The organism is Ekhidna lutea (genome assembly GCF_900188325.1).
Classification (GTDB): domain Bacteria; phylum Bacteroidota; class Bacteroidia; order Cytophagales; family Cyclobacteriaceae; genus Ekhidna; species Ekhidna lutea.
The window spans coordinates 1-23,387 of sequence record NZ_FZPD01000004.1 but is presented as its reverse complement, the minus strand read 5'-3'; the positions used below and the strand labels follow the sequence as shown (position 1 = coordinate 23,387).

23 protein-coding genes are annotated in these 23,387 nt (G+C 40.4%); 12 read left to right on the top strand and 11 right to left on the bottom strand.

The window, feature by feature from the left end:
- The first annotated feature begins 96 nt into the window (after positions 1-96).
- The 5 genes from CHB71_RS11210 (at position 97) to CHB71_RS11190 (ending at position 6,976) form a co-directional block, all read left to right on the top strand.
- On the top strand, positions 97-1,095 hold the full coding sequence (locus tag CHB71_RS11210; RefSeq protein ID WP_221406718.1) for an acetamidase/formamidase family protein: 999 nt from the start codon (positions 97-99) through the stop codon (positions 1,093-1,095).
- Positions 1,092-1,433 carry an arsenate reductase (glutaredoxin) gene (gene arsC, locus CHB71_RS11205; protein WP_089357021.1) on the top strand — a complete coding sequence of 114 codons (342 nt, stop codon included), beginning with the start codon at positions 1,092-1,094 and terminating at the stop codon, positions 1,431-1,433. The genes CHB71_RS11210 and arsC overlap by 4 nt, the downstream gene beginning before the upstream one ends.
- A gap of 84 nt (positions 1,434-1,517) precedes the next feature.
- Positions 1,518-2,492 carry an NADPH:quinone oxidoreductase family protein gene (locus CHB71_RS11200; protein WP_089357020.1) on the top strand — a complete coding sequence of 325 codons (975 nt, stop codon included), beginning with the start codon at positions 1,518-1,520 and terminating at the stop codon, positions 2,490-2,492.
- Between the two features lie 162 nt (positions 2,493-2,654).
- Complete coding sequence (locus CHB71_RS11195; RefSeq protein WP_221406717.1) at positions 2,655-5,615, top strand: SusC/RagA family TonB-linked outer membrane protein; 2,961 nt, start codon at positions 2,655-2,657, stop codon at positions 5,613-5,615.
- 11 nt (positions 5,616-5,626) lie between these two features.
- Complete coding sequence (locus CHB71_RS11190; RefSeq protein ID WP_089357019.1) at positions 5,627-6,976, top strand: RagB/SusD family nutrient uptake outer membrane protein; 1,350 nt, start codon at positions 5,627-5,629, stop codon at positions 6,974-6,976.
- Positions 6,977-7,019: 43 nt separating this feature from the next.
- Here CHB71_RS11190 and CHB71_RS11185 read toward each other — a convergent pair whose 3' ends face one another.
- The gene (locus CHB71_RS11185; protein ID WP_089357018.1) at positions 7,020-7,508 is read right to left on the bottom strand and encodes a VOC family protein; all 489 of its coding nucleotides are present in this window, start codon (positions 7,506-7,508) and stop codon (positions 7,020-7,022) included.
- A 4-nt stretch (positions 7,509-7,512) separates the two neighbouring features.
- Positions 7,513-8,220 (bottom strand): pirin family protein, encoded by a 708-nt coding sequence (locus CHB71_RS11180; RefSeq protein ID WP_089357017.1) that lies wholly within the window; start codon positions 8,218-8,220, stop codon positions 7,513-7,515.
- 131 nt (positions 8,221-8,351) lie between these two features.
- Here CHB71_RS11180 and CHB71_RS11175 point away from each other — a divergent pair, with 131 nt between their 5' ends.
- The 3 genes from CHB71_RS11175 to CHB71_RS11165 all read left to right on the top strand — a co-directional run bounded on the left by CHB71_RS11175 (position 8,352) and on the right by CHB71_RS11165 (position 11,616).
- The gene (locus CHB71_RS11175; protein WP_089357016.1) at positions 8,352-8,777 is read left to right on the top strand and encodes an FKBP-type peptidyl-prolyl cis-trans isomerase; all 426 of its coding nucleotides are present in this window, start codon (positions 8,352-8,354) and stop codon (positions 8,775-8,777) included.
- A 123-nt stretch (positions 8,778-8,900) separates the two neighbouring features.
- A complete protein-coding gene (locus CHB71_RS11170; RefSeq protein ID WP_089357015.1) occupies positions 8,901-10,739 on the top strand; it encodes a mechanosensitive ion channel domain-containing protein in 1,839 nt (612 codons plus the stop codon).
- Positions 10,726-11,616, top strand: coding sequence for a mechanosensitive ion channel family protein (locus CHB71_RS11165; protein WP_089357014.1), 891 nt, complete (start codon positions 10,726-10,728; stop codon positions 11,614-11,616). The genes CHB71_RS11170 and CHB71_RS11165 overlap by 14 nt, the downstream gene beginning before the upstream one ends.
- Before the next feature lie 4 nt (positions 11,617-11,620).
- Here the strand turns inward: CHB71_RS11165 and CHB71_RS11160 are convergent, their stop codons facing one another.
- Positions 11,621-12,406 carry a DUF481 domain-containing protein gene (locus CHB71_RS11160; protein ID WP_089357013.1) on the bottom strand — a complete coding sequence of 262 codons (786 nt, stop codon included), beginning with the start codon at positions 12,404-12,406 and terminating at the stop codon, positions 11,621-11,623.
- Between the two features lie 189 nt (positions 12,407-12,595).
- Here CHB71_RS11160 and CHB71_RS11155 point away from each other — a divergent pair, with 189 nt between their 5' ends.
- Both CHB71_RS11155 and CHB71_RS11150 read left to right on the top strand, forming a co-directional pair.
- The gene (locus tag CHB71_RS11155) at positions 12,596-12,880 is read left to right on the top strand and encodes a hypothetical protein (RefSeq protein WP_144017399.1); all 285 of its coding nucleotides are present in this window, start codon (positions 12,596-12,598) and stop codon (positions 12,878-12,880) included.
- A 97-nt stretch (positions 12,881-12,977) separates the two neighbouring features.
- Positions 12,978-14,684: a SulP family inorganic anion transporter gene (locus CHB71_RS11150; protein WP_089357011.1), complete on the top strand. Its 1,707-nt coding sequence runs from the start codon at positions 12,978-12,980 to the stop codon at positions 14,682-14,684.
- Positions 14,685-14,723: 39 nt separating this feature from the next.
- On the opposite strand, the gene CHB71_RS11145 is transcribed toward CHB71_RS11150, so the two are convergent.
- The 5 genes from CHB71_RS11145 to CHB71_RS11125 all read right to left on the bottom strand — a co-directional run bounded on the left by CHB71_RS11145 (position 14,724) and on the right by CHB71_RS11125 (position 16,829).
- Entirely contained in the window at positions 14,724-15,101 is a 378-nt protein-coding gene (locus CHB71_RS11145) for a nuclear transport factor 2 family protein (protein WP_089357010.1), read from the bottom strand.
- Between the two features lie 2 nt (positions 15,102-15,103).
- Complete coding sequence (locus tag CHB71_RS11140; RefSeq protein WP_089357009.1) at positions 15,104-15,487, bottom strand: DoxX family protein; 384 nt, start codon at positions 15,485-15,487, stop codon at positions 15,104-15,106.
- Positions 15,488-15,586: 99 nt separating this feature from the next.
- Positions 15,587-15,994, bottom strand: a complete 408-nt coding sequence (locus CHB71_RS11135) for a VOC family protein (protein ID WP_089357008.1) — start codon at positions 15,992-15,994, stop codon at positions 15,587-15,589.
- An 18-nt stretch (positions 15,995-16,012) separates the two neighbouring features.
- Complete coding sequence (locus tag CHB71_RS11130; protein WP_089357007.1) at positions 16,013-16,402, bottom strand: VOC family protein; 390 nt, start codon at positions 16,400-16,402, stop codon at positions 16,013-16,015.
- A gap of 4 nt (positions 16,403-16,406) precedes the next feature.
- The gene (locus tag CHB71_RS11125; protein WP_089357543.1) at positions 16,407-16,829 is read right to left on the bottom strand and encodes a VOC family protein; all 423 of its coding nucleotides are present in this window, start codon (positions 16,827-16,829) and stop codon (positions 16,407-16,409) included.
- Positions 16,830-17,094: 265 nt separating this feature from the next.
- Between CHB71_RS11125 and CHB71_RS11120 the strand changes: the two genes are divergently transcribed.
- The gene (locus CHB71_RS11120) at positions 17,095-17,490 is read left to right on the top strand and encodes an endonuclease domain-containing protein (protein WP_089357006.1); all 396 of its coding nucleotides are present in this window, start codon (positions 17,095-17,097) and stop codon (positions 17,488-17,490) included.
- 95 nt (positions 17,491-17,585) lie between these two features.
- Positions 17,586-18,557, top strand: coding sequence for a GlxA family transcriptional regulator (locus CHB71_RS11115; RefSeq protein WP_089357005.1), 972 nt, complete (start codon positions 17,586-17,588; stop codon positions 18,555-18,557).
- A 103-nt stretch (positions 18,558-18,660) separates the two neighbouring features.
- Here the strand turns inward: CHB71_RS11115 and CHB71_RS11110 are convergent, their stop codons facing one another.
- From CHB71_RS11110 to CHB71_RS11100, 3 genes are all read right to left on the bottom strand, one after another.
- Positions 18,661-21,090 carry an OmpA family protein gene (locus CHB71_RS11110; protein ID WP_089357004.1) on the bottom strand — a complete coding sequence of 810 codons (2,430 nt, stop codon included), beginning with the start codon at positions 21,088-21,090 and terminating at the stop codon, positions 18,661-18,663.
- 1 nt (position 21,091) lies between these two features.
- On the bottom strand, positions 21,092-22,009 hold the full coding sequence (locus CHB71_RS11105; RefSeq protein ID WP_089357003.1) for a PorP/SprF family type IX secretion system membrane protein: 918 nt from the start codon (positions 22,007-22,009) through the stop codon (positions 21,092-21,094).
- Positions 22,006-23,387: tandem-95 repeat protein (locus CHB71_RS11100; protein WP_144017398.1), on the bottom strand; the 1,382-nt coding region annotated here is incomplete at its 5' end. The genes CHB71_RS11105 and CHB71_RS11100, both read right to left, overlap by 4 nt.

Below are 23,387 nucleotides of genomic sequence, written 5' to 3'. Positions count from 1 at the left end.
CAGGTGTTATTAATCATACTCATTTCATGCAGGTTAGATTTTTTAATAAGTTAGTAAGTATAAACCAGATACTTTTTGAAATCAACCTTTACCTACATGAAGAAACATATATGGATTTTAATGGTAAGTGCGCTAGGATGTACTTCCAGTATCGATCAAAATGCAGATAACATAGCAGATGCAGTTGATCCGGTGGCTGACCATACGCTAACTTCAGATCAGACTCACAATAAATGGAGCCGAACTATAGAGCCGGTTTTGTCTATTAATTCAGGAGAAGTAGTCGAAATAAGTACAGCTGAAGCTACAGATGGTCAATTAACTATCGATTCAGATACATCTGACTTGATGAATCTTAGTTTCGAGCCCATTCACCCGTTGACCGGACCCATCTATGTTAATGAAGCTCAGCCTGGCGATGTAATAGCTGTAACACTTCATAAAATTGAAATAGGTGATTGGGGCTGGACGGCAATATTGCCCGGATTTGGGTTTTTGGCGGATGAATACACTGAACCACATTTGAAAACATTTGAGCTAGCAGGAAAAAACAATGTTCGATTTGCCGACGGAATCAATATCCCGCTGAAACCGTTTCCCGGTGTTTTGGGAGTCGCTCCTGATACTGATTCGCTCTTAAGCACCATTCCACCACGGGCAAACGGTGGCAATATGGATGATCCGAATATCGTCGAGGGAACAACTGTATATCTTCCTGTTTTTGTGGAAGGAGCCTTATTTTCCATAGGTGATGCGCATGCAGCACAAGGGTTAGGTGAAGTTTGTGGTACTGCGATAGAAGCACCTATGAAGTTTTTGGTTGAGATTGAGTTATTGAAAGGAGTGTCAATTAAAGAGCCGCAATATGAAAACGATGATGTCTATGCCGTTACTGCATACGCCACCACTTTAGATGAGGCAGCAAAAAAAGCAACTCGATATATGATTGATTATTTAAAAAACAATCATGGCCTGAGCGGAAATGATGCTTACATGCTTTGCTCTTTGGCCGGTGATCTAAAAATCGCAGAAGTTGTGGATGTTCCTCATATGCTTGTAACCATGTCCATCAACAAAGAAGTTTTAAACAAATGATAACGATATACCATAATCCAAGATGTAGCAAAAGCAGGCAGACACTTGGTTTGATCGAAGAAAAAGGTCACGATTTTGTTGTGAAGGAATACCTTAAAAACACTCCTACAAAGGAAGAATTAACAAAAGTGATTGGATTGCTGGGTATTAAGCCCGATCAGTTAATAAGGAAAGGAGAGTCTGATTTTAAGGATAATTTCAAGGGTAAAGAGCTTTCTGATGAGGAATGGATTGACGCAATGATTGCCTATCCTAAACTAATCGAGCGTCCGATTGTCATAAAGGGTGATAAGGCCGTATTGGGTCGTCCACCAGAAAATGTACTTACGCTTTTATGAAATGAGAATGACTTTTACATGTATTTCTTGCTCTCAAGTGGATTCATTCGAATTCCATGTGGCCGTTAAAAATCAACAACACACATGAAAGCGATACTTGTAGAAGAACTCGGGGGACCGGATAAGCTAGTCTACCGTGATCATGAGATTGGTGAGCCAGGGCCAGGTCAGGTAAAAATATCGGTAAAATATGCAGGAGTAAATTTTCCAGATATACTGATTATACGAGGTAAGTATCAATTTCAACCTGATTTACCTTTTTCACCTGGTGGAGAGGTTGCAGGAGTGATTAAGGCCGTAGGGTCTGATGTTACTGAATTTAATCCCGGTGATCGAGTTGTATCAGGAACTTCCTGGGGAGGATTTGCAGAGGAGGCATTAGGGTTTGCAGCCAATACACAGAAGCTCCCCGATACTGTAAGTTTCAAAGATGCAGCCGCTGTGTTAATGACGCATGGAACAGTTATTCATGCTTTAAAAGACAGAGCCAAACTCCAAAAAGGAGAAACATTAGCCATTTTGGGCGCTTCCGGAGGTGTTGGATCTGCAGCAATACAACTAGGTAAGATTATAGGGGCAAAGGTGATAGCCTGCGCATCTACTGACGAGAAACTTTCTTTTTGTAAAGAATTAGGAGCCGATGAAGTCTTTAAATATAATCCTGGAAACATTAAGCAAGGACTAAAGGATTTAACTGATGGGCGAGGTGTGGATGTGATTTTTGACGCTGTTGGAGGAGATTACACGGAACAGGCCTTTAGAGCAATTGCTCCGATGGGTCGGTTCCTGGTGGTTGGTTTCGCCTCAGGGTATGTCCCAAAAATCCCAATGAACCTTCCGCTTCTCAAGAGCGCTTCATTAACGGGTGTATTTTGGGGTAACTTTTTCAGGAACTATCCGGAAGAAAATAAGGTCAATATTCAAAGACTTCTGGAAATGCTTTCTTCCCATAAATTAAGGCCCATGATAGATTCTGAAATTCCATTGTCAAAAAGCGCAGAAGCACTTAAAAAAATCGAAAATCGTCAGGTTTTAGGGAAGATTATCCTTAAAACGTGAAGAAGTATGATTTTATTCCAAATAATATTCTGCATGCATAATTATTTACAAGTAAGTTGTTGTTAAAACAATTGATTTTAACTTATCTCTTTTGGCTTTTACGGATTAATTCAGCAGTTTTATCGAATTGTTAAATCAATTTTTTAAGTTAAAAACTCTACTATGATGAAAAACTACTTAAAAAGAAAACTGATGGTGTTAGCCTTAATGCTACCCATTAGTTTTTTGATGGCCCAGGATATAAGGGTCAGTGGAACGGTAACGGATGCCTCTAATGGAGAGCCGCTACCTGGTGTAACTGTATTAGTAAAAGGGACGACAAATGGTACTATTACAGGCATAAATGGAGAATACGAATTAGCTGTGCCTTCTGGCTCTACATTGGTGTTTTCTTCGATAGGATATTCAAGTCAGGAGGTTGGCGCTTCTGATGCAGGAGATATCACAATGCGAACTGATGTTACCAATCTGGATGAGGTTGTTGTAACCGGCCTTGCTACGTCAGTTAAAAGGTCAAATCTGGCAAATTCGGTTGCCTCAATATCTTCAGAAAATCTAACAGGAATAACGAATCAATCTACATTAGACGGTTCACTTTCTGGTAAGTTTCTGGGTGCTGATATCAGGGCGAATTCTGGAGCTCCTGGCGGTGGTATTTCAATGAGACTTAGGGGAGTTACATCCATCTTTGGTGACCAACAGCCACTTTTTATTGTAGATGGTGTGTATGTTGATAATTCAACTACTTCATTAGGAAATAATATTGTTTCTGAGGCAGCTGGAGGGGGAAACCCATCCACTAATCAAGACGATGCTACAAACAGAATTGCTGATATTGATCCTGAAGATATTGAATCTATTGAGATATTGAAAGGTGCTTCAGCAGCGGCTATTTATGGTTCTCGTGCAGCAGGGGGTGTGGTAATCATTACAACCAAAAGAGGTAAAAGCGGAAAAGCACAAACCTCATTTTCTCAAACAATTGGTTTGAGATCACCAACCCAATTATTAGGGCTAAGAGACTGGAATCAAACTACTGTTTCTGCTGTTGGTGGGGCTTCTGCGGTCACAACCTTCAATAACGGTGGTTTTAGAGATTATGAAGCAGAATTGTTTGATCATACTAGAGTTTCAAGAACCTCAAGACTATCCGTTTCAGGAGGAGATCAAAAAACTGATTTCTTTTTCGGACTAACTGTAAAAGATGAGCCAGGTTTGGTTGAAAATACAGGATATGCTAAAGAGTCTATTCGATTGAATGTTGGTCATAAATTTAACGACTGGATCGATATTTATGTAACCAATAACTATATCAACTCTCAAACAGATAAAGGGTTCTTCAATAATGGTAACCAAAACAGAACTGTAGGATATGCACTTGCATTTACTTACCCATGGCAGGATTTAAGCCCTGTTAATGGTGTATACCCAGCTGCACCAGCAGGGTCTAACGTGCTAGAAACAGTTGCTGTTACGACCAATAGAGAGGAAGTGAATAGATACATTGGCGGTATTACAACTAATGTTAAGCTAATTACACAAGATGATAATCAATTGAAATTTGTATTACAGGCTGGTGTAGATCAATACGCTCTAAGAACGACAAGTATTTTCCCGGGTACAATCTCTTACTTTAGACCAGCTTCATCTCTTGGTGGAGCAGCTATTTCTGGTAGTACTATCAATACAAACTATAACTTGACGGCTTCACTTGTACATTCATATTTTTTAGATAATGGACTGAGCTTTACAACGCAAGCAGGATATTTTCTACAAAATTTTGATAAGAACACTGTTATCACAACAGCAACAGGTTTGAATGGATCACAAACTAACCTTTCACAATCTGCCAATGTTGGTGTTCAGCAAATTATTACACCTCAAGAAGATCAAGGATTTTTTGTTCAGGAGGAAGTTAATTTTCAGGATAAGTTAATTGGTACGATAGGTGTACGTGGTGATAAGTCCACAAATAATGGAGATGCAGATAAACTATATTATTATCCTAAAGCAAGTTTAGCTATCAATTTGCACGAATTTGATTTCTGGAATATCGACGTTCTTAACAACTTTAAGCCAAGAGTTGCATACGGAGAAGCCGGTCGATTCTCTCAATTTAATCAGCGATTCATTCTGACTAACCCTCAGTTTATCGGTGGAAATGCTGGCGTATCTCCAGGGAATTTACTAGGAGATGTGGATGTTGAGCCGGAAAGACAAAGTGAACTTGAAGTTGGTGCTGATATTGGTCTTATGGATAATAGAATTGGTCTAACGGTTAATCTATACAATAAAAAGATCAAGGATGTATTACTCCAGGCTCAAAACGAACCATCATCAGGATTTACTAATAGAGTGGTCAATGGTGCAGAGCTTGAGAATAAAGGAGTTGAACTGGGCTTGAATGCAACAGTAATTCAAAATGATAACATTGTTTGGAATTCTACATTGAGATGGTGGAAGAACAAATCAAAAGTTACCAAACTTGATGTTCCTTCATTCACAACAGGAGGGTTTGCCGCTTCTTTAGGTACGTACCTTATTAAAGAAGGTGAAAGTGCAACGCAGATTGTAGGTACTTACATAGCTTCAGAGTGTGATAATTGCGATCCCGATGGTGATGGCTTTGCTGTTTATGGAAACGCAGAGCCTGACTTCCAAATGTCATGGTTCAACTCGGTCAGCTATGGAAACTTTGACCTAACCTTCTTGTGGCACTGGAAAAATGGAGGTGATGCGATAAACCTTACTACATTGCTATATGACCTTGCCGGGACTACATGGGATTACGAAGATACAGGCTTAGATCCTTCCGGGACACTTAATAATGGAGATTATAGAGCAAGTCAAGCGTTTGCAAATCCTGCCCCACTCATTGAAGATGCCGGATACATAAGATTGAGAGAAATTGGGCTTTTCTATACACTTCCAAGTGAAATGATTCCTCAATTATCACAAGTTAAATTGGGTGTTTCAGGTCGAAACCTGGTAAACATATTTGACTACAATAGTTATGATCCAGAAGCATCAAACTTCGGAAATAATGTATTGGCAAATACTGTAGAAGTTACTCCATACCCAGCGAGTAAGTTCATCAACTTTCACCTAGACATTAAATTTTAAAGACTATAGTTATGAAATCAATATATAATAAATTATTAGTCTTATTTGTTCTTGTTGCACTTTCTGGGTGCACATTAGATAAGATTGAAAATCCAAATGCTCCCACTGTTTCGAGCTTTGAAGAAGGTGCTACTCAGCAGGATTTGAGGCTGCTTACTACTGGTTTGGAGGCAGTGATTCGAAATGATATGGGCTTTCATTATCAGACAGTGAGCATCTTAGGAAGAGAGTACAACGACCTTACGCAGGTTGATCCTCGTTATACTGGAGAAATTCTTATTGGGCCTCTTGACAATAACGGATTCTTAACTACCAGAGCTTATGCAGCGTGGTATAAAGTTGTTCAGACAGCAAACCTTTTATTAACGGCTGTTGATAATTCTGCAACATCTTTAAGTACTCCTGCGCTTGATGGTTACCGTGGATATGCAAGAACGTTTAAGGCGTATGCATTAATGATGGTAGCAAACAGACAGTATTCAAATGGTATCAGAATTGATGTTGATGATCCGGATAACCTTGGTGCATTTGTATCTTATGATAATGCACTGACAGCTATTGAAACTATGCTTAATACAGCAAATACTGAACTACTCAATGCCGCAAGCGAGTTTGCAGCAGGAGAAGATCAGTTTGATTTTGCTTTGAGCAGCGGTTTTGCTGGATTCGATTCTCCGGCAACTTTTGCTGAGTTCAATAGAGCACTGGCTGCTAGAGTTGCCATATATCAAGGAGATAAGGCAGCTGCACTAAGCTATCTAGCTGACTCATTTATGGATGAGGCTGGAAGCCTAGATGCAGGACCAGCTCATGTGTTTGGTTTGACTGGTAATGATATTTCAAATCCATTATTCTACGTCCCAAATCAGCAACGCTACATGGCTCATCCTTCTTTCGAAGCTGACGCGGAAGCTGGGGATACTAGAGTGGCAGAGAAAACAAGCCTTTTCGATCCTGAAGATGATCCGGATCAAGGTCCCATAACAGTGACTTTTGACGGCTTATCTGGTGATAGACAAGTGACGTTGTATTCAAGTAACGTTGATCCAGTGTCAATCATTAGAAATGAAGAATTGCTTTTGATTTATGCAGAAGCAAATATTGGCACCAACAATGTTGAGGCATTGCGGGTGCTTGATATAATTCGTGCTTCAGCAAGTTTAGGAGGTTCTACAGCAAATCCGCTAATTGATTCTGAAGTAGAAGATGAAATGCTGACTCAGAGAAGATACTCTTTATTTGGAGAAGGCCACAGATGGGTAGATTTGAGACGTTATGATCGTCTTGGTGATTTGCCTCTTGATCGAGCAGGAGATTCTAGAATAAGTGAATTCCCGACTCCTTTTGCAGAGAATCAATAGAGAATTGATACTTAAAAAAACCCACTCAATCGAGTGGGTTTTTTTATGCGATTTCATTTAGCAAGTCTGCTAAATTGAGCGGTCTGGTATACATGTTTAAAGTTCCGTCCGAGTTCAATGGCCATTCTTCCTTTGGCCTGTCCCAGTACAACTCTACACCATTTTCATCCGGATCATTAAGATATATGGCTTCTGAAACGCCATGGTCTGCAGCTCCGGAAATTGGATATTTCTTTTCCCTAAGCCTGTTAAGTAGAATAGCCAGATCTTTTCTGGAAGGGAGAAGAATGGCTGTATGAAATAGTCCTGTGTTTTCTCGATTTGGCGCATTCCCATCTTTACTCATCCATGTATTTAAACCAATGTGATGATGATAACCACCAGCAGAAATAAATGCAGCATCATCACCGTAAGTAGTCATTAACTCAAACCCCAAAAGATCACAATAGAATTCAAGCGACCGTTGGAGGTTCGAAACTTTTAAATGAATATGCCCAATACTAGTTCCGGCAGGTATTTTATAATTTTCCATTTGCTTAGTTCATTGGGACTTCTATGATAAGAAGTTGTGAATTGGCCTGCGATGTAATTTGTATTTCAGCTTTCCCAGAAACACCAATAGCATCCCTTTTATCCAGATACTCAGAAGCTATCTCAATTGCGCCTTCAACAACAAAAGTAAATATGCCATGATCTTCCTTGTTGGTCACATATTTTACTGATTTAGATGCTTCAAGGTCACAAAGGGAAAACCAGGCATCCTGATTAATCCAAAGAGCATCGGTATCAGATGGTGCTACCACAGTCTGGATTTTATTTATACGTCCCTCAGGTGAGAAGTACTTTTGATCATACCTCGGCTTTATGTCCTTTTCCTTTGGGAATACCCAAATTTGAAGAAAATTAACCTCATCAGATTTACTCGCATTGTATTCACTATGAGTAAGCCCACTTCCAGCACTCATGATTTGAACCTCGTCGGCTTTGATTACTTGCTCTGTTCCTGTACTGTCGAGATGTGCAAGTGCACCTTTAAGTGGAATAGAGACAATCTCCATATTGTCATGAGGGTGGGTGGGAAATCCAGCCCCACCCACTACAATATCGTCATTAAATACCCTTAACAAACCAAAATTGACTCTGTCAGGATTAAAGTATTGTCCGAAACTGAAGGTATGACTGCTTTGTAGCCATCCAAAATTGGCCTGTCCACGTTCATTGGATTTATATGTTATTGTTTTCATATTTCATACTATCAAAACTGGTTATTATACGCATATACATTATATGTAGTTACATATAAAATGATTTCTTAAAATCAACCCTTTATATTTTTTATACCTTTGCAGTATTATTTCACAAGAAAATTATAAGAATGAAGGCTAAAGCTAACGACAAGGTAAAAGTGCATTATACAGGAAAGCTCACATCAGGTGAAGTCTTTGACTCATCAGAAGGTCGCGAACCACTTGAGTTTACTGTTGGTGGCGGGCAAATGATCAAAGGATTCGACGAAGCAGTGAATGGAATGGCGATTGACGAGAAGAAGACAGTAGAAATCCCTTCTGCAGAAGCTTATGGAGAGAGAAAGGATGAGTTGATTCAAGAGGTTCCAAAAAATCAATTACCAGAAGATATGAAACCGGAGGTGGGACAAAAACTTGTTGCAACGAATGATTTAGGGCACCAAACATATGTGAGTGTTACTGCAGTAAGTGAAGAAGCAATTACTGTAGATGCAAATCATGATCTAGCCGGAAAAGACCTGGTATTCGACATTCAATTGGTAGAAATAGCATAATATTAATAATTGAAATTATTGGAAGGAGCTTCGATTTTGGAGCTCCTTTTTTTGTTTCAGTTTTTTGTGATTTCGACCCAACCTTTCCTTATATTCAGCGTTGATAGCGCAACTAATTCCTAAATGAAAAATTTATTTCTTGTTCTGACTTTTTCCCTATGCGGAATAGGAACATTGGCTCAGGCACCCTCTGATAGCCTAAAATCAGATAGCATCCAACGAAAGCTGAATAGCCTGAGTCAACAGCTAGATACCTACGAAAGAATACTTCTTCAAACCAAACAAAAACGAAAGCAGGATTCACTTGCGCGCGTAGATTTAATGAAGCGTATACAGCTTCTCCAGGAAAGCGGACAGGTGAATCAGGCCACTCTTCGTGAGCAAATTCGAGAAATAGAGCAACGGGATTCAGCTAGAAATGCGGAGCAAAAGAACCGGATTCTAAGATTAAAAGAAAACAACAAAGGATATGCTGTGGCTCCAATCGGCGACTCCCTGTATACCATATATACGAAGCTGGGTCCTGTGATGCCTGAGGACAGGGCAGCCAATGTTGCTGAGAAGATCGAGCTATTAGTAAGAGACGATTATTTCTTTCCGGATTCACTGAATGTAGTTGCGCACGAAGGAACAGTGGATCTGATGTATCAAAATCTGATTGTCACAAGTATTTCGGATTGGGATGCGCTTTGGATCGAAGGTGAGACCAAAGAATCCCTTGCGAGGATTTATAAAGCAAGTATCTCAGAATTTGTAGTCGCTGAGCGAAATAGGAGTACGGTTAAGAATATTGCAGCACGAATTGGACTTGTTTTTCTAATCATTGGCGTTGCTATTTTGATTATTTATTTTCTGAATAGATTCTTTACGGGCGTACAGGGCTGGATGGTAATAAACAAGAAAAAATATTTTGCAGGAATTACGGTTGGGAATTATGAATTTCTTCCTCCGGAGAGACAGCTTGATGTCACTGTAAAAATTGTTGGCGTCTTAAAATGGGCCTTTTTTGCGCTTGTTTTGTATTTCTCGCTACCGATCATATTCGGTCTGTTTCCATTCACTAAAAACTGGGCGGAAACACTAATTGGTTGGATATTGAGTCCCGCACAAAGCATATTTCTTTCATTTTGGAATTACCTGCCGAATGCCTTTACCATTGGAGTGATCTATGTGATCACCAAGTATCTCATTCGTTTTCTGAAGTTTATTTCCCACGAAATTGAAACAAGCAGGTTAAAGATCACCGGCTTTCATGAAGACTGGGCAATGCCCACCTATAACATCGTGAAGTTCCTTGTTTATGCCTTCATGTTTGTGGTCATTTTTCCCTATCTGCCAGGATCGGATTCAGATATTTTTAAAGGCGTTTCGGTATTCCTGGGCATTCTGTTTTCCCTTGGATCTTCATCTGCCATTGCCAATGCAGTAGCAGGGTTGGTGATTACCTACATGCGACCGTTTCGCCTGGGAGATCGGGTAAAGATTGGTGAGGTAACCGGACAGGTAATTGAAAAGACCTTATTGGTAACAAGGGTTCGAACCACAAAAAATGAAGATATCACCGTTCCTAATGCGGCCATTCTGAATGGGCACACTGTGAACTATACCTCAAGCAGTAAAGAGCTTGGTCTGGTACTTCATACCTCAGTAACTATTGGCTATGATGTGCCATGGCGTCAGGTGCATGAATTGCTTATAGAGGCAGCAGTAGCAACTAATGGAGTGAATATCAGTAAAGAACCTTTTGTCTTGCAGACTAGCCTGGACGACTGGTACGTTGCTTATCAACTAAATGCTTATACAGACTTACCGGAGCAAATGCCAAAAATTTACTCTGAATTACATGCAAATATTCAGGATAAATTCAATGCAGCTGGTGTGGAAATCATGTCTCCTCATTACAGAGCGGTGAGAGATGGAAACGCCATTACCATACCAAAAGACCAAGATGGAAAAAATTGAGGAACTTCTTTTTAATGATACGATAGGCAAAGTGGTCGCTTTCATCCTTGGAGCCATCATCATATGGTCCATTGGAAGACTAATTCAAAGCAAATTATTCTCCAAGATCAAGGATACCGATAGCCGGTACAAGGCCAAAAAATTTGGGTCCTTCCTGGCGTGGGTGGCAATCATCGTTTACTTCAGTATTGTTTATAGCAGCAAACTTGGCGGTTTGACTGTTGCGCTTGGTGTTGCAGGAGCTGGAATTGCTTTTGCATTACAGGAAGTGATTGCTTCTGTGGCCGGTTGGTTAGCTATTTTGTTTGGAGGATTTTATAAAACGGGCGATCGGGTACAACTTGGTGGTATCAAAGGTGATATTATAGATATTGGTGTTCTTAGAACAACCTTAATGGAACTGGGGCAATGGGTAGACGGTGATTTGTATAATGGCCGTATCGTCAGAATCGCGAATAGCTTTGTATTCAAGGAACCTGTATTTAATTACTCAGCAGACTTTCCTTTTTTATGGGATGAGGTTAAGATCCCGGTAAAATTCGGATCGGATTATCAATTGGCCGAAGAGTTGATTCAAAAAGCTGGTGATAAAATAACCGGAGCTTATGCCGAAGAAGCAAAAGGGAAATGGAAAGAGATGACTGAAAAGTACCTGATTGAATCTGCAAATATCAACCCAATGGTTTCTTTGGTAGCCAACGATAACTGGGTGGAATTCACACTCCGCTACATTGTGGATTTCAAAAAACGTAGAATTACCAAGAATGATGTTTTCAAAGAAATACTTAGTTCGGTCGATAAATCTCAGGGTAAAATCATTCTCGCCTCCGCCACTTTTGAACTAGTAGGCATGCCTGATATCACCCTCAAAAAGTAATTAGCTAAAAAGTAACTTCTAGTGCCGAAAAGGTATTGAGCCACAACTTATCTACCGGAACAATTGGGTTATAGTCGTAAATGGTTTGAAGATTTACTCCGAAGGCGATGTTTTCCGTAAACGAATAGGAGAACGCGATAGCTCCAGCCCAACGTGGTTCGCTAAAGAGATCATTGAATCCGTTCTGAAAATAGACAGAACCTTCAAAACGGATTTTTTCTGATAGTTCACGCTTGGTGCTCAAATAGACATTGAGTTTCCATTCCCTCGCACTGATACTTGTTGTGTTGAGTGGGAGTCGATCGTCAGGCACTCCTCGGTAATTCCATAGTTCATATTCATAGAAAGGACCTATACCTGCAAATGCCCCGCCTTTCTGTGTCTTTAACAGTTTATATCTCACATTCGACCCAATAGCAATCTTCCTCTCAAGTCCTCGCGCCTCGGCCCATTGATGCTGTGCATAATGTTCCAGTACAAATGGATTGTCATAGAAGGTCTTGAACTTACCGTAGATAAAACCACCGCTGAGAATGGTTTCACTACCGTCACGGGTCAATTCAAACTTATTGGCTACCGTGATTCCATGATTCTTAAATCGAAAGGCCATATCTGCCCGATTGGTAATCTCCACATAAAGCTGTCGCTGAGTTTTGATCTCCAGCGAGGGAGCCACAGATCCTTTGAAGTGCCTGGTGCTATCAAAGATGACTACAAAGCTTTCGGGGAACAGAAGTTGGGATTGGGCTAAAAATGGTAGCCAACAGCACACCAATAGGATTTTTTTCATTACTTGATTATTTGAGTAGAAAGAGTTTTGGAAGTCAAATCAATTAAAATGGATTGACGTACTGGCTATGTATAATCCATATTGGTCGAAAATGTTTTGCTTCTAATTTGAATAAAGCTAGATTTATTATCGCAATTATGAACAATTATGTTCAGTCTTGAGCGCCTATTAAAATACTTCGCAATCTTAATGATGGCACTAATCACAGTGTCAGAGGTTTGCTTGCTGCTGTCTGATGAGCAGGCGGAAGAAACCAAAGAAGAGCGTGAGCTAAAGGAAGAAGTAAAAGAGAAAGAAGGTGAACGGGAAATAGTCTTATTACTGGCTAATCTGGATCTTTCATCCACCACACCGTTCGTTTACAGATTCCTATCTACATCCCCTCATGATTATTTACTAAAACTCCCAAGCAGATCAGCTGACCATGTTTCTTTAGTTGTGCTGTTTTGTTCCTTGAAAATACCCTTCTGTTAATTCATTCAGCATTTAGCTGAAATCAAACTTGTTGCTCTCACCTTTTGGTGTCAGAGTCAACACCCATTTTCCTATCAATCAAAAAGAATTAACAGAAATGAATCAACAAACGAAAAATATATTCGTGCATCTGAAAAGGGATGCACTTGCAGGTACGGTTACAGGTGTAATGGCGGTACCATTGACTGTAGGCATTTGTTTAATGTCAGACTACCCGATAATGACGGGACTCTATACGGTCATCTTTGCCGGGATCATTAGCTTTATCACCTATCTCTTTCGTCCCGGAAACTATACAGGCATGCCTGGAGTAGCTGCTGGGCTGGCACCAGCATTGGCTTTGGGAGTCAGCACATTTGGCATGGAAAATATGCCATTTGTAATCGCCCTCACTGCCATTTTTCAAGCGACCGTCTGGAGGTTTAAATGGGAAAAGTACATCCTTAGAGTTGTACCTCACTACCTCGTCGAGGGTTTACTTGCTGGTGTAGGCCTTAAAATAGTGCTCAAGTTTGTGCCTTTCCTTTATGATATTGAGCATGAAACAGACACGTGGCTCAATTGGGAACGGGAGATGGTAATTGCGCTCAGTGTGGTGTCTTTTGTGCTATTTGTGATGCTATATAAGTATTATAAAAAGCGGATGCCCGCACTTCCTTATTTTGTGATCATGGTCACCAGCTTTCTACTCAGCTTTGTTTTACCATTACCCCGGGTTACTATTGATTCAATACCGTTTCAGTTACAGGCACCACTGCCACACCTGGATGGAATGAATCAACAAGAAACTATTTGGACACTTTTTAAAATGGTAGGGTTTGCGCTCATGCTTGGCACCATAGATATCATTGAGCAAGTGATGAGTCATGTAGCGATTGAAAAGATTGATCCAAGAAAACGGAAAGCAGACACTAATAACGGTCTCTTGCCGATTTGGGTAGCAAATATGGGAGCAACCTTTTTTGGCGGGATGACCAATCTGGATGGCCTGGCAAAGAGTACTACGAATACTGTGGCTGGAGCAGTGACCAAACTTTCAAACTTGTTTACGTCATTGGTGCTTGTACTTGTAGTCATTTTTCCATCTATTCTGGCGCATTTACCGGAATATGCGCTTGGTATTATCATGGTCTATTCCGGATGGAAGATGATCGCCAACATTGCCAACGTAAGATCAGAAGGAAGATACGCGTTAATCATGGCAGCCGTTTGCGGATTACTGGTTTTTGAGCTTGGGATTTTTGAAGGACTGCTCTTATTGCTGGGGGTTCATGCAGGTATCCAGTTTGTTTTTATGCGTAGATTGGGAAAGTCTACTGCGGATATTTGGTTGGAGTTTCGGGAGACCTTTAAACCGGATGAACATATTGAAATGGAAATTGCAGATATGATGCAGGAGCCACAAGTGCCTGTATTGAATAAGTGGCTGAAATCAGTAAATAAGCATGATTTGGAAGCACTTATGAATCTCTACGCAGATGATGCAATAATGATCCCGGCATTTTCTTCCAGCGTAAGAAAGAATAGAGATGAAGTTAAGGACTTATATCAGGACTTGTTTGAGAAAGATGATGTTAAAGTGTCTCAGGTTGATGTGGTCACACACCGAGTTGATGGACTCAAGATAGACAGTGGGGTTAACGAATTAATTTGGAAGTCAGGCGGGTTTGAAAAGCGCAACAAACTGCGATTTTCATTTGTGATAAAAGATGGAAAAATCATCTCCCATCATTCAAGTTTAGTGCCTGATGAAGGACTGAGCATTGAGCATCCGGAAGCGTATAAGAAGCTATATACTGTGTAAATAAATCAAGCTGACCCGCCAATCGGTGGGTCGGCTTGTTTAGCTGGTTGTTACAATGTAGGATTTTAACTCTTTTATCGTCGTTGAGCCCGCACTACTGAATCGATACACATCACAAAAAGCATACGTTTTCCCTCCCATTTTTATTTCTCCGTTCAAAGCGGCTTCTGCTCCGTGTGTCACGATAGAGTGAACGGTCATTTCATCTGCCACATAATCCTTCATGATGTTGATTTCCCTGGCGAAATCTTTCTTGCCTTTAAGCTCTTTATCACCATACATCACCCAATGGATGTCATCACTTACATGGTCAATGATAAAGTCAGCATCTCCTGTGGCAAAGGCCACATTAAAGTCTTTTAGGAATTCTTTTTTTGGTGAATTATTGCAATCCGCATTGATTGTGATTTTTGTCATAGCTAGTTATTTTTAGTGATCATAGATAGATACTTATCCCTATTTTCGATGATCACCCATACAAGTATTACAGCCATCACCAGAGGGATTGGTAAACCAAACCCAAGTGTGAGATGATGCGCAATAATCCCAAACATGATTGGAGTGAGGATTATTGCACCAAGGGCACGAAATCGAGGAATTATAAAAAGTGCACCGCCAACGATCTCAAACGTGGCTATCAGTGGCATGAGCCAGGTGATCTCCATCATCGCCATGAACATATTCATCGCCTCTTCTGGAAGATCCTCCGGTACGGGGAGGTAATTAAAAAATTTATTAAGACCCGCATTAATGAACATGAGTCCTGAAAGCATGCAGAGAATGAATAAAATCTTATTTTTCATTTGCACAGTGTTTTAGTTTTCAAAGGGTATAGATGTGATTTGATCAATAAGTCCCCTTTAGGGGATTTAGGGGATTTCATGAATAGTGCTTTATTGATATCAGGAAGGCATTTGACTTGGATCCATCCAGAAGAATTCCCAGCAATTTCCGTCAAGGTCTTCTATGCTCCTGCCATACATAAAGCCATAGTCCTGCGCCTCTTTGTATTCATCAGCTCCGGCATCTATAGCCTTCTGGATGATTGCATTGACCTCATCTTTGTTGGCCATCTGAATGGCGTTAATAGCCCCACACACTTTTGTCGTGTCAGCCACTTCCTTATGCGGAATGAAGGATTTAAATCGCTCTCTTTCCAACAACATAAATATGACACCCTCATCCACAATCATCGAGGTAGAGGATTCGTCTGAAAACTGTTCATTGAAAGTGAATCCAAGTTTTGAGAAGAAGTCTTTTGAACGCTTCAGATCCTGGATCGGAAGGTTCACGTATAGTTGTTTAGGCATAGTTGATTATTCTTAATTCTATTTGAATACAGGTTGTAAAATACTTAGTCTGGATCCCTCTGTATCCAAAAAGGATACATACAGTCCAGTTCCTGGGATTGGCATTGGATCACCTAATACTTCTCCTCCATTTTCATTAATCATCAAAATGGTTTCATTAATATCATTGATCGCAATTACGATTGATGGATACTGGGCTGGCCAGTCTTCTTTGAATGGGAACATCCCCCCATTGATTGCACCGGCAACTTCTCCGGGTTTGGCGTCAGACACAGCAGTCACAAGCAATATATAGTCACCCATATCAGAACCTAGCTGTTCATATTTCCAACCAAAGACTTTACTGTAAAAAGTCACAGCTCTTTCAGCATTCTTATACGGAATTTCAAAGTGTACCACAGGATTCATGATATTATTCTCTTGGCATTTTATCCCAGCCTGCCTGTTCGGCAGACAGGTCCATATAGATAATGTTCCACCGATGACCATCGAGATCTATCATGGCCATGCCATACATCCACCCTTGTATTTCCTGTGGATTTGAATAGACCGTTCCTCCGGCCTCTTCGATCTTTTCTGTGATCTGATCTACATATGCTCGATCCGGAGCACTCACCGAAATGAGAAATTCGCTTCCTTTTGAGGTGTCGGATATTTTGTGCTCTGTGTACTGTTCCAGTTGAGATTCTTCCACCATCATCACAGGCACTTTGCCAATTACGAAACCGATCATACCTGGCGAATCTCTAGTGGATTCAAAGCCTAATGAGGTGAAGAAGGTTCGACTTTTTTCTAAATCTTTTACAGGAAGGTTTAGCCATAGTTCTTGGTCCATAGTGTTAATGTTTTGTTTTATTCGATCCATGAGGACAGAATTAATTTTACTAAGTCAAAGCTAGGGACGAATTTCACCACTGGTAAAGTGCAATTACGGCAAACTGTGGGGTTGATCCCGACAGTGTGTTTGGCTAACTTAGTTTCTGAAAGCAGCCCACCCCTAACCTCGAATCGTCGAACCGCTCCAAGGAGGGGAGTTAGAATTGCTAGAAGTCTCCTCCTGGGAGGAGATTTAGAGGTGGGTTTAATGATTGATAATAAGGATGAGAAAAATCATTCCGTACAATAAAAAACTAGTGCCTTTAGCTAAGAAACTAAGGCAAAATATGACGCTGGGGGAGGTGTTGTTATGGAATGAAATCAAAGGCAATCAACTTGGTTATCGATTTAGTCGACAAATACCAATAGATGAGTTTATAGTGGACTTCTACTGTAAAGACTTGATGTTGGTAATTGAAGTGGATGGAAATACACATTATCATGATAACCAACCAGAAAAAGATAGAATAAGGCAGGAGAGACTTGAATTTTTGGGAGTACGATTTTTAAGATTTGATGATCTGGATGTGAAGACAAACATTGGGTGGGTTGTGAATATGATTTGGGAATGGATAGAGAGAAATGGACCCACCCCTAACCCCTCCGAGGAGGGGAATTAGTATAGCAGAAGTTTCCTCATGAGAACGGTCAGACATTTCTGAGATTTAGAGGTGGGTGATGTAGGTATTAATGTATAAGCAATAGAGAATATTATATGAAACATGTATCACTAATTGTCCCAAACGGGGAATTCAGTATTACGAATCTGGATCTTACCCGTCAATTGTTCACTTGGGTAAATGACAATCTACCCGATCCATTGTTTGATCTTAAAATCGTGGGTTTATCCTCAGAGGCTCACATTGTAGGTGGCTTGTACACGGTGAAAACGGACTGTCTTATTGATGCCATCGATCATACAGATGTTGTAATTATCCCGGCGATGTTTGGTGGTCCGCAGGAACTCATGGAACAGAATGCAGCGCTTGTTCCCTGGGTGGAAAAGCAGTATCAGAATGGGGCAGATCTGGTGAGCATGTGTGTAGGTGCATTTTTCCTCGGTGGCATGGGCATCCTCAATGGAAAGCGGTGTTCAACACATTGGGGAGCGGCAGAAGATTTCAGGAAGCTCTTTCCTGAGGTTATCGTGGAAGACGAACGGATCGTTTCTGAATCTCACCGGATCTACACCAGCGGAGGCGCACTGGCATTTACTAACCTTTTAATTTACCTGATCGAGCGTTATGCCGGGCGTGAGGTGGCTATTGCTGCAGCAAAAGCATACATGATTGATGTGGACAGAACCAGTCAATCACCATTTATGATGTTTTCCGGTCAAAAATCTCATGAGGATAAGGAAGTGCTGAAAGCACAGGAATACATTGAAACACATTTCAAAGACAAGATCAGTGTGGAAGACTTATGTGACGAGATAGGTGTAGGAAGGCGCACGTTTGAGCGCAGGTTTAAAAGTTCTACTACCAATACGATTTTCGAGTACATCCAGCGGGTGAAGATAGAGGCTGCAAAGACAGAACTGGAAAAAGGAGTAAAAACTGTTTCTCAGGTGATGTTTGAGGTAGGATACAATGACAAGAAAGCTTTTCGTGAGATATTTAAGCGGATCACCGGTATGACACCAGTAGCTTATAAAGAAAGGTATACTCGAATGCAGCAGGTCGCATAAAAACCGACTCGTCCTCACGAGCCGGCTATCATTAAAACCTTATCACGTTAGTGAAAGATGATGGACATACGAATGAAGTGATGTTGTTGGATTTAGAAATTCACTACATCTGCACTTTGAGTTCAGCACGCCTATTTTGTGAGTGATCCTCTTCAGGGCAGTCCACACCACTGCTACACTGATTGAGTGGGAGCTCCTCACCAAATGAGATACCTTCTAACCTGTCTGCCGAGATGCCTCGCTGGATAAAGTATTGCTTTACAGAGTTGAGTCGGTCAATGGATAGCTGTTTGTTATAATCTGCTGAACCTCGAGTATCTGCATGAGCAGTGATTTTCAATGTGGACCTTGGATTTTCTGATAAAATTTTCAGCATTTTTTGAAGCGATTCTTCGTAGCTATTATTTAATTCCCTGGCATTAAAATCAAAAAATACAATGAGTTTATCTTCATATTCCTCTTCCAGCAAGATGTCATTTAGTAGCAAACCCTCATAAAGATCATGTGTACTAATGGAGTAGCCATTAGGAATAAAACCATCCTCTAATGCTGTTATTTTGTATTGTTGGTCAGGCTTTAGCCTAAAGGAGTAAGTGCCCTCAGTGGTAGTTCGAACAGAATCTCTGATGCCTGCTGATATGTTGTCTAAAAGCACAAGTGCTCCTGGCAGCAGTTCATGCGATTCATTACTAAACAATCTGCCCTGGATAAATAAATTATATAAAACTGGTTTAACAATAGAGTCTTCTAATACGATGTTATTTACAATGCTGCCTGAATAGATATTAACCGTATTGAAATTAATTCGACCCGTATAATAGCCATCACTGGATGCAGCGATCGTATAGTTGTTTTCAGGTTCAATTTGAAAGGAGTAGGCTCCTTCCGCATTGGTTCTCACCGAATCAACCATCTTCTTATTTTTATTTTCAAGAATGACTAATGCGTTAGAAATTGGTGTTGTTTCTTTATTCGAAATAAGTCCCTGTGTGATTAATTGATGTTTTTCTAATTTAATCAGAAGCGTGTCGGTAATTAAATCAGCATTCTTATTTGAATAAAGGATGCTGTCTGAAGCGTAATAGTAATTGTCTTCTACATTTATGCGGAAATCATTATCAAAAGGCACATCAAACTGCAAATAACCAGATTCATTGGATGTGTTAGATTGTTTGAAATCATTAGCCTTAGATGAAATTTCTACTCTTACATCACTAATCGGCTGATTAGAGGATTGGGTAAGTCTAACGATGAGTGATGCAGAGGTGCTTTGAAAAGCATAAATGTCATCTAATCCTTTTCCCCCCACTCTGTTTGATGAAAAGTAGCCACTACTTCCATTCTCATTCAAATAGATGCTGAAATCATCTGAGAAAGAATTAAGTGGCTGGCCTAAGTTGAGCGGTTCCTTTGCTTCAGAACCTTTCAGTTTCGCTTTGAACATATCCAGTCCTCCAAATCCTCCAAGGCCTGTGGATGAAAAGTAAAGCGTGGTGTCGTTGTGAAGGTATGGAAATAGTTCTGCTCCAGAGGTGTTGACTTCCGGACCCAGATTTACCGGTTTAGTCCATGAGTCTCCCTCCCGATAACAGATGTAAAGGTCGGCTTTACCATTTCCACCCGGCATATCTGATGAAAATATGAGGGTTTTGCCATCATTAGAAAGTGCGGGATGTCCAACTGAATACTTCCTGTCGTTATGTTCAAATGGAACAATATTTCTCCATGCTTTCAAGTCACTGCAGTCAGCAAAGAAAATCTTAAGCTTAACCAAGCCATGATCTTTAGTCTTTGTACTTAAGTCGTTTCGAGTGAAAGCTACCATGTTTCCATCCATGTAGAAGGAGAATGGTCCGTCATGGTAAAAGGGCTTTACTTCTTCGCTGTAAACAAGAGGGCTTATTTCAGAATTATCCTGCTTGATGAAAAAACGAATCATTCCTTCATCTTCTCTTGCGGCATTTGCAGGTTGATATTGAATATAATTTAATACCTGACGTGATGATAGAAAAATCATTCCTTCTGAAAATGGGTGTATTGCAAAATCAGCTAATTCAGAGTTGATATCTAGGTTTTCAACTTTGTATTGAGAGGCTTTTCTATATGAGTCGATCTGACCTATGAAATTAATCTTTGAAGCAGTTGCAGCATCCCAACTCTTTCGAAGCGTATTCTCATACCAGGTTTTGGCTTGATCCAATTTACCATTTCTCATAAGTACTTCGGCATAGAGATAAATCATCTCTTTAGACGCGTCAGAATATGAGACAAGAGACCTCAACCAAATCTCAGAATTGGCTGGTTCATTGAGTTTAAGATAGGACTGAGCAATTTTAAACTTGACCTCTGTATCATCAGGATGTTTATTCAAGGTTTTTTGATAATGGATAATGGCATTTCTGTAATCCATCCGGTCGAAGTACTCATTTCCAATGACCCGATCACCTTTTATCAAATCCAATGCAGTTTTGCCCTGAGCAATGAGTAAAAAACAAATTAGATTAAGTACAAGATAGATCCCTAATTTCCCCATATCAAAAAAATCTTGGGCTTATTAATTTATACTTAGTGAACTTGAACCTGAAGTTTAAAAGCAGCTCATGAGTGCTTAATCCAACTCCTCTTAATCCTCCATTTCCTATTCCATAGGCATATCCTAACAATAGCTGATCGGATAGTTTTATTTCTGTTAGGAAATTTATGCCAGGGAATCGGTAGGAGAGACCTACCCACAGCAATTCTTCTAATTGAACGTTGCAATTAAGATCCAGGTCTGATATTCTGCCGTCTGTAACTTTCACTAAAAAGTTTGGTTTGATTCTTAAATAAGGATTAACTACATGAACATACCCTCCATGAATGAGCATTGGAACGGACTGAAAAACCGTGGTAGAATCTTGTTTGCCATCGAAAATATTGTTCATCAAGTGGGGCATGGAAAGACCTAAGAAAAATAATTTATTGATGTAAAAAGTGCCAGCACCAATATTCATCCGTGTTTGATTAATATCCGAATTGAAATAAGGATCGTCTGGGTTTCGGCTTTGCAAGCTGGTATAGTTTGCATTGTAGTTGATCAGTCCGTACTGCATCCCGAAGGAGAAGGAATGTTCACCATGATTATCAAAAAAGATTCGATAGGCTCCAGCTGCATGAAAGCCCGTATTATTGATGATTCCGATCTTATCACGAATGATCAGGGCACCACCTGCTAAATTCTTTTCCCAGAGCGGAGAATGAATGGACAGTGTCTGAGTATTTGGAGCTCCCTCCAATCCAACATTTTGGAACCTGCTGATGACGGACGCACTGAGTAAATTGTTTGCTCCGGCAAAGGCAGGGTTAATCGCTAGTGGATTAAACATATATTGAGCAAAGCTGGCTGTCTGCTGCGCTATTGTGGCATAGCTCAGGCATAGAAGAAGACAGACGAATACGTTTTTTCTAATCAATTTTCAATTCCTCTTAGTACCACAAATCCTCCAAAAGTTCCTCCCTCACCAGCATTTATCCGATAAAAATATGTCCCTTCTGGGAGGGTGTTATTAGCTCCTGTATTTGAATTACCAGTCCAAACTTTATCTTCATTATTATATCCGTTAATTTCAAAAACTAGGTTATTGTACCTGTCAAAAAGACTCACTGTATTATTAGGGTAAAAATCAATTCCTTCAATGTGCCAGTAGTCATTCATTCCATCTCCATTGGGCGAAACCGTTTGATAAATGGTGAACGGAATATCATCAACTCTGATAATCATTTTTCCAAACGCCGTAAGCGAGGGATTTCCTGAATCCTCTACTATGTAAATCAAGGAATCAGTACCTCTAAAATCTGCATCAGACACATAAGTAATTGTTCCATCCTGAGAAATCGTGGCAGTTCCTCCGATAGGTTGTTTCTCGAGAGTTGTTCTAAGCTGAAGGTCATCTCCATCTAAATCAAAGTCATTGTGAAGTACATTCTTGGATTTACTTTCCTTTCTCATAACTATTAAAGTGTCAGGCTGTGTTTCCGGGGCATCATTCACGTTTTCCACATTGATATTAATAAAGACAGTTGCGGTAGCAGGTGGAGTACCATTGTCCTGTACATCAACCTGCCACACCACAGAACCGTAGATGTTTTCTTCAGGCATAAAGGAATAGCAAAGGCTTGTCGTTCCTTCCGTTAATGTTCCTCCGCCGGAAAGATTTGTAAGTCCAACTGTGGAAACATCATTGCCTTCAGGATCAGTGTATTCAAGGCACAAGTCCAATGGTGTGTCTTCTAGCGCATCAACAGTTACGCTATTGACCTCAACACCATTTTCAGTAAAAATTGGTGGGTCGTTTACATCGAGTACTTCAATATTAATAATACCAGTGGTACAAACAGAAGGATCATTGATATCACAGATGGTCACCTCTACTTGATCTATACCAAGAAAATCATCTGAAGGAGTGTACTCAAAACACATATCTCCCGTCGAGCCATTGGTAATAGTAGCACCAGTTGAAGAAGTTCCGGAGACAAACTGGTGAGTGTCTCCTTCTATATCGGTGGCAGTTATGCAGAGTGTGGTTGTTTCTTTTTCGAATGCTTGCAATGTCAAGACATCAACAGTTGGAGCATCATTGGCAGCATTGACGGTTACGGTAAAAGTTTTGGAAACGGTGTTGTTAGCAGCCTGTCCATCATCAACAGTTACGGTGATGGTGGCTGTACCGGACTGATCAGCAACCGGGGTGTAAGCCAAAGAACCTGTAGCCTCGGCGCTGGTATAAGTCACCGTTGGATCAGGAATCAAAGCAGTATTACTTGAAGTAGCCGTCACAGAGAGTGTCTGCG